Raw genomic sequence first — 6,000 nt, forward strand, 5'->3', positions numbered from 1 at the left:
TGATGCTTGAAAAGCGCGCAGTCTGCGGTGCCCGTGTGGCAGCTTCGTGACCCCGGGCCCTCGGCACCTATCACGCAGGCATCGCGCAGGCCATGCATTTCGCAGAAGCCGGGATGAACAACTTGTATGGCCCGGCGTGAACCGATTTGCCGACGCGCTCTTAATCTTCCCAAGCGGCCGACCGCGGGCCCGCGAAGTTCAAGGAGACAACATGAATCAAGCCCACCTGCTGCCCCCGGTCCAGGCCGCGACCCGTCTGGCAACCTGCCACCTGCAGCGGACACGCACCCTGGTGGCACCGATCGGCCTGCTGCTCGGCACCGCCTTCAACTGCATCGCGACACACCACTTCGGGATCGGCACCCTGCCGATCGTGCTGAGGCTGCCCGGCGACCTCGGCCCTGCCGGGCGCGCCCAGGAGGCCGTGCTGCTGTTCTGGATCCTGTCCCTTGCGATGCTGCCGTTGCAGGTGGTCGGGCTCCATCGGCTGGCGCTGCGCGGGCGGCTGCTCGAGACGCTGCAGCCCTGGGCCCCTCACGGCGAGCGGCTCGGGCTGCACCCACGCGGAATCGCCATGACGGTCGGCGCGGTGGCACTGATCGCCATCAGCTGCCTCCTGCTCGGCTCGGTGGTCCCGGGCGCGGCGACCCAGACGGCGAGCGGCCTGCTGACCTTCCTCGTCATCAACTGGCTGCTGCTGCAGCTGTTGCTGATCGGCTTCATGCTGTCGGCCGCGTTCGTTTCGGTTTGCGGCCCCGCGCCGGCCACCCGCCGCCGCCTGCACTACGCCGATTCGCGGCACGCGCCGGGCTGAAAGGCATCCGAACCGCGGGCTTCTCCGCAGACCGGCCGGCGCGCCGTTTGCCTAAGCTGCCGCATGGCCCTCGTGCAGCCCCTCGTCACCGCCCGCTTCGACGCCGCGCCGGCCATCCTCGACATCGAGGCCTCGGGCTTCGGCCGCGACAGCTATCCGATCGAGGTCGGCTTCGTGCTGCCCGATGGCAGCGCGTCCTGCCGCCTGATCCGGCCGGCTGGCCACTGGACGCATTGGGATTCGGCCGCCGAGCAGGTGCACCACATCCACCGCGAGACGCTGCTGGTGCACGGCCGCCCGGTGACCGAGGTCGCGCGCTGGCTGAACGACCAGTTGCACGGCCAGACGCTCTACAGCGATGGCTGGGCGCACGACTACCCCTGGCTCGGCGCGCTGTATGAAGAAGCCGGCCTGGTGCCCAGCTTCCGGCTCGACAACCTGCGCGCGCTGCTGACCGAGGCCCAGGCGCGCCACTGGTCCGAGACCCGGCAGGCCGTCAGCAACGAGCTGCAGCTGACGCGGCACCGCGCCAGCGCCGATGCACGCCTGCTGCAGCAGACCCTGTTGCGCGTTCGCGAACGCACCGCCTGAGCCGGCGCAGGCCCGGTGCTTGCATACAAGCCCGCAGCACCCTCTCACGGTGCTGCCCGGATGCCGGAACGCCTCATTTTGGTGAGCCTGCTTGTATGCAACCAATCCATGCCTCCTGTTGGTGCCTGCCCTCCGCCCCAAGCCCCACCAGATCGCCGACCGCATCGTCGACGCGATCCTCGCCCGCAAGCTCGCGCCCGGCGCCCGCCTGGGCGAGCAGCAGCTCGCCGACCTGTTCAACGTCAGCCGCACCATCGTGCGAGAGGCGCTCGCGCGGCTGGCGGCACGCGGCATGGTCGAGGTCAACTCGCGGCGCGGCTGGTTCGTCGTGCAGCCCTCGCCCGAGGACGCCCGCGAGGCCTTCGCCGCGCGGCGCCTGATCGAGACCGGGCTGCTGCAGTCGCTGGACGCGCCGCTGGCCGGCGTTCCGCTGCGGCGCCTGCGCGAGCACGTGGCGCAGGAGCAGGCCGCGGTGGCAGCGGCCGATGCCGGCGAGCGCAGCTTCCTGCTCGGTGACTTCCACGTCTGCCTGGCCGAGTGCGCCGGCAACGGCACGCTGGCCGACATCCTGCGCGACCTGACCGCCCGCACCACGCTGATCGCGGTGCTGTACCAGTCGAAGCACGAGGCCGCGCAGTCGTGCGCCGAGCACGCCGAGATCGTCGCCGCGCTCGAACGCGGCGACGCCGCGGCGGCAGCCGCCCTGATGCTGCACCACATCGACAGCGTGGCCGCGCACCTGGACCCGAGCCTGGCCGTCGACCCGCTGGCCTCGCTGCGCACTGCGCTGTCGCCAGTGGGGGCTGGCAAAGGGAAGGCACAGCCCTTGCATACAAGGCCCGCGACCCCTTCCTCGTCCACCCCGGAGTACTGACGATGAGCCACCGCTCTTTCCTGAAAGCCCTCGGCCTGCTGGCCGCTGCCCCGCTGCTGTTCGCGGCGTCCGTCGCACAGGCGCAGACCGCGCTCGACGACGTGCTGGCGAAGAAGCTGATCACGATCGCGATCCCGACCGACTACCCGCCGTACGGCTTCGTCGGCACCGACCTGAAGCCGCAGGGGCTGGATGTCGACATGGCGACGCTGATCGCCGCGAAGCTGGGCGTGAAGGTCGAGCTGGTGCCGGTGACGAGCGCGAACCGCATCCCCTACCTGCAGACGAAGAAGGCCGACCTGGTGATCTCGACGCTCGGCAAGAACCCGGACCGCGAGAAGGTGATCGACTTCACCGCCGCGTACTCGCCGTTCTTCCAGGCGGTGTTCGGCCCGAAGACGCTGGCCGTGAAGACGCCGGCCGATCTCGCCGGCAAGAGCATCGGCGTGACGCGCGGCGCGATGGAGGACCAGGAGCTCGGCAAGATCGCGCCCTCGGGCCTGGACGTGAAGCGCTTCGAGGACAACAACGTGACCGTCTCGGCCTACGTGTCGGGCCAGACCCAGCTGATCGCCACCGGCGCCTCGGTGGCCGGCGCGATGATGGCGAAGAACCCGCAGCTGGGCACCGAGTTCAAGCTGCTGCTGAAGGATTCGCCGAACTTCATCGGCGTTGCCAAGGGTGAGGACAAGCTGCGCGCCAAGGTGAACGAGATCATTGCCGATGCGAAGAAGAGCGGCGAGCTCGACAAGATGGCGGTGAAGTGGCTCGGCCGCCCGGCCGGCGATCTTCCTCAATGAGCCTTGGCTGAGCGGCCCTCGCGATGATCAGCCTCGACTTCCCGGCCGTGCTGGCCGAGTGGCCGCTGATGGCCAAGGGCGCGGGCATCACGCTCGCGCTCACCGGCGTGTCGGCGGTGTTCGGCCTGGCGCTCGGCGTGGCCTGCGCATGGGCGCGGCTGCACGGCCCGGCGTGGCTGCGCTTCGTCGCCGGTGCGTATGTGGAGCTGATCCGCAACACGCCGTTCATCGTGCAGCTGTTCTTCCTGTTCTTCGGGCTGCCGAGCCTGGGCGTGCGGCTGTCGCCCGAGGGTGCCTCGGTGCTCGCGATGGTGATCAACCTCGGCGCCTACGCGGCCGAGATCGTGCGGGCCGGCATCGCCACCACGCCGCGCGGCCAGATCGAGGCGGCGCGCAGCCTGGCGCTCAGCGAGATGCAGGTGTTCACGCGCGTCGTGCTGCCGCCGGCGCTGAAGCGCGTGTGGCCGGCGATGGTGAGCCAGATCGTGATCGTGATGCTGGGCTCGGCGGTGTGCGGGCAGATCGCGACGGCCGAGCTCTCGCATGCGGTGAACCTGATCCAGGGGCGCAACTTCCGGGCGTTCGAGGCCTTCATCATCGGCACCGCGATCTACCTGGTGCTGTCGATCGCGCTGCGCCGCCTGCTGAACTGGGCCGGCCCGCGCTTCATCTTCGGAAAGTAGCCCGATGGTCGACTTCACGCTGTGGGAGATCCTGCGCAACCTGCTGCTCGCGCTGCGCTGGACGGTGGCGCTGTCGCTGGTCGCCTTCATCGGCGGCGCGATCGTCGGGCTGGCGCTGCTGGTGGCGCGGCTCGCGAAGCTGCCCGGTGCAGAGCGCCTGGTGGCCGGCTACGTGCAGCTGTTCCAGGGCACGCCGCTGCTGATGCAGCTGTTCTTCCTGTTCTTCGGGCTGTCGGGGCTCGGGCTGTCGCTGTCGAACTGGACCGCCGCGGCGATCGCGCTGACGCTTTACAGCAGCGCGTTCTTCACCGAGATCTGGCGCGGCTGCGTCAACGCGGTGCCCAAGGGCCAGTGGGAGGCGTCGACCGCGCTCGCGATGAACCTGGGCGAGCAGCTGCGCCACGTGATCGGCCCGCAGGCGCTGCGCGTCGCGGTGCCGCCGACGGTGGGCTTCGCGGTGCAGATCATCAAGGGCACCGCACTCGCATCGGTGATCGGCTTCGCCGAGCTGACCAAGACCGGCTCGACGATCGCCAATGCGACGTTCCGCCCGTTCACCGTGTTCGCCTGCGTCGCGCTGCTGTATTTCGCGCTGTGTTTCCCGGTGTCCCTGTGGGCCCGTTCGCTGGAGAGAAAACTGCATGGTCACGCCTGACACCGCCTCGGCGGACATCGTCCAGATCACCGGGCTGCGCAAGCGCTTCGGCACGAACGAGGTGCTGAAGGGCATCGACCTGTCGGTGACGCGCGGCGAGGTGATCGCGATCATCGGCAAGAGCGGCTCGGGCAAGAGCACGCTGCTGCGCTGCGTGAACGGGCTGGAGCAGTTCCAGGAGGGCACGCTGACGGTCGACGGCCAGCCGCTGCTGTACGGCAATGCGGCGGCGATGCGTGCGCTGCGCCAGCGCGTGGGCATGATCTTCCAGGGCTTCAACCTGTTCCCGCACTTGAGCGTGGGCCGCAACGTGATGCTGGCGCCGACGCTGGTCAAGAAGAAGGCGAACCCGGATTGCACCGCGCAGGCGCGCAAGCTGCTCGAGCGCGTCGGGCTGGCCGAGAAGTTCGATGCGCAGCCGGAGCAGCTGTCGGGCGGGCAGCAGCAGCGCGTCGCGATCGCGCGGGCGCTGGCGATGGAGCCGGCGGTGCTGCTGTGCGACGAGATCACGTCGGCGCTCGACCCCGAGCTGGTCGGCGAGGTGCTGCGCGTGGTGGAGACGCTGGCCGACGAGGGCATGACGCTGCTGATGGTGACGCACGAGATGAACTTCGCGCGCAAGGTGGCCGACCGCGTGGTCTTCATGCATGCCGGGCGCATCCACGAGGTCGGGCCGCCGGAGCAGGTGTTCGGCGCGCCGCAGACGGCGGAGTTGAAGCAGTTCCTGTCGGCGTTGCACTAGTGCTTCGTTCGGGCATTGGCGCTTGAAGGCGCGCGCCCATGCCAGCCCCCAGCTAACCGCCGTTCATTTCCTTGCGCTTGCGCTCGTCCTCGAGCTCCCTCGCCCGCACGCAATGCGGGTGGTCGTGGAACGCCGGGTTGCTCTCGCATTCGCGCAGGATGCAGGTCAGGCGTGCGAGGAACTTGCGCGCGCCGCAGGCTTCGCCGGGCGTCTTCGGGCCGGCGGCCAGGTCAGCCGGCGCGGGTGCCGCAGCAGCCGGTGCCGTGGTGGCGGCCGGCTGCACGGCTTGCTCCGCGGGTGACGCGGCAGCCTTCGGTTCGGGGCGGCGCTTTGCCGGCGCAACGGCGGCGTTGACTTCAGTCTGCTGTGAACCGCCCGGCGCGGACGCGGCGGCATCGATCGCCGCGGGCAGTGTCGCGACAGCATCCGGCTCGACCACCGGGGCCACCGGCGCGGACGCCGGCAACTCGATCGCCGCCACCGGCGCGGCCGACGGCTCGACCAGCGCCGGCAGCACCTCGGGTTGGCCACGCCCCTTCATCGCGAACACCGCCGCGATCGCCAGCACGGCCACACCGGCGATGCCCGCGATCAGCAGGCCGCGACGTTTCGGTGGCTCTACAGTGGCAGGCCCGGCAGGCTCACGATGCGGCGACACCACCGTCTTGTCAGCGGCCGCCGCAGCTGCCTCCCGGTGCGCATTCGCACCCGCACTCCCACCCGGCGCCGCCGCCGCGGCCGGCCGCGGCGCCGCGACCGTTGGCTGGAACACCGTGGGCTGCCCGTCGATCGGCTGCGTCGGCGACCACGCGGCCTGCACCTGCTCGCGCGACACCGGCTG

Annotated in this window: 7 protein-coding genes and 1 pseudogene; 7 read left to right on the forward strand and 1 reads right to left on the reverse strand. The window is 70.2% G+C overall.

Annotation, left to right across the window (positions count from 1 at the left end):
• Positions 1 to 211: 211 nt before the first annotated feature.
• The 7 genes from AC1DXV_RS12280 to AC1DXV_RS12310 all read left to right on the forward strand — a co-directional run bounded on the left by AC1DXV_RS12280 (position 212) and on the right by AC1DXV_RS12310 (position 5,159).
• Entirely contained in the window at positions 212 to 814 is a 603-nt protein-coding gene (locus AC1DXV_RS12280) for a hypothetical protein (protein WP_477933773.1), read from the forward strand.
• A 63-nt stretch (positions 815 to 877) separates the two neighbouring features.
• Positions 878 to 1,405 carry a 3'-5' exonuclease gene (locus AC1DXV_RS12285; RefSeq protein WP_477865547.1) on the forward strand — a complete coding sequence of 176 codons (528 nt, stop codon included), beginning with the start codon at positions 878 to 880 and terminating at the stop codon, positions 1,403 to 1,405.
• Positions 1,406 to 1,526: 121 nt separating this feature from the next.
• Positions 1,527 to 2,279, forward strand: coding sequence for a GntR family transcriptional regulator (locus AC1DXV_RS12290; protein WP_477865552.1), 753 nt, complete (start codon positions 1,527 to 1,529; stop codon positions 2,277 to 2,279).
• A gap of 2 nt (positions 2,280 to 2,281) precedes the next feature.
• Positions 2,282 to 3,079: a transporter substrate-binding domain-containing protein gene (locus tag AC1DXV_RS12295; RefSeq protein ID WP_047587269.1), complete on the forward strand. Its 798-nt coding sequence runs from the start codon at positions 2,282 to 2,284 to the stop codon at positions 3,077 to 3,079.
• A 23-nt stretch (positions 3,080 to 3,102) separates the two neighbouring features.
• Complete coding sequence (locus tag AC1DXV_RS12300; protein WP_047511323.1) at positions 3,103 to 3,762, forward strand: amino acid ABC transporter permease; 660 nt, start codon at positions 3,103 to 3,105, stop codon at positions 3,760 to 3,762.
• Between the two features lie 4 nt (positions 3,763 to 3,766).
• Complete coding sequence (locus tag AC1DXV_RS12305; RefSeq protein WP_477865545.1) at positions 3,767 to 4,417, forward strand: amino acid ABC transporter permease; 651 nt, start codon at positions 3,767 to 3,769, stop codon at positions 4,415 to 4,417.
• Positions 4,404 to 5,159 (forward strand): amino acid ABC transporter ATP-binding protein, encoded by a 756-nt coding sequence (locus AC1DXV_RS12310; protein WP_477865544.1) that lies wholly within the window; start codon positions 4,404 to 4,406, stop codon positions 5,157 to 5,159. The genes AC1DXV_RS12305 and AC1DXV_RS12310 overlap by 14 nt, the downstream gene beginning before the upstream one ends.
• 52 nt (positions 5,160 to 5,211) lie before the next feature.
• Here AC1DXV_RS12310 and AC1DXV_RS12315 read toward each other — a convergent pair.
• Positions 5,212 to 6,000 (reverse strand): annotated as a pseudogene (locus tag AC1DXV_RS12315) (hypothetical protein); the annotation flags it as partial.

It is taken from the genome of Rhizobacter sp. P3_C12 (assembly GCF_056402735.1).

Excerpts from the sequence above, each read along its gene's own strand:
- AC1DXV_RS12305 (WP_477865545.1), top strand. The coding sequence starts at position 3,767 with ATGGTCGACTTCACGCTGTGGGAGATCCTGCGCAACCTGCTGCTCGCG.
- AC1DXV_RS12310 (WP_477865544.1), top strand. The coding sequence starts at position 4,404 with ATGGTCACGCCTGACACCGCCTCGGCGGACATCGTCCAGATCACCGGG.
- AC1DXV_RS12285 (WP_477865547.1), top strand. The coding sequence starts at position 878 with ATGGCCCTCGTGCAGCCCCTCGTCACCGCCCGCTTCGACGCCGCGCCG.
- AC1DXV_RS12295 (WP_047587269.1), top strand. The coding sequence starts at position 2,282 with ATGAGCCACCGCTCTTTCCTGAAAGCCCTCGGCCTGCTGGCCGCTGCC.
- AC1DXV_RS12280 (WP_477933773.1), top strand. The coding sequence starts at position 212 with ATGAATCAAGCCCACCTGCTGCCCCCGGTCCAGGCCGCGACCCGTCTG.
- AC1DXV_RS12300 (WP_047511323.1), top strand. The coding sequence starts at position 3,103 with ATGATCAGCCTCGACTTCCCGGCCGTGCTGGCCGAGTGGCCGCTGATG.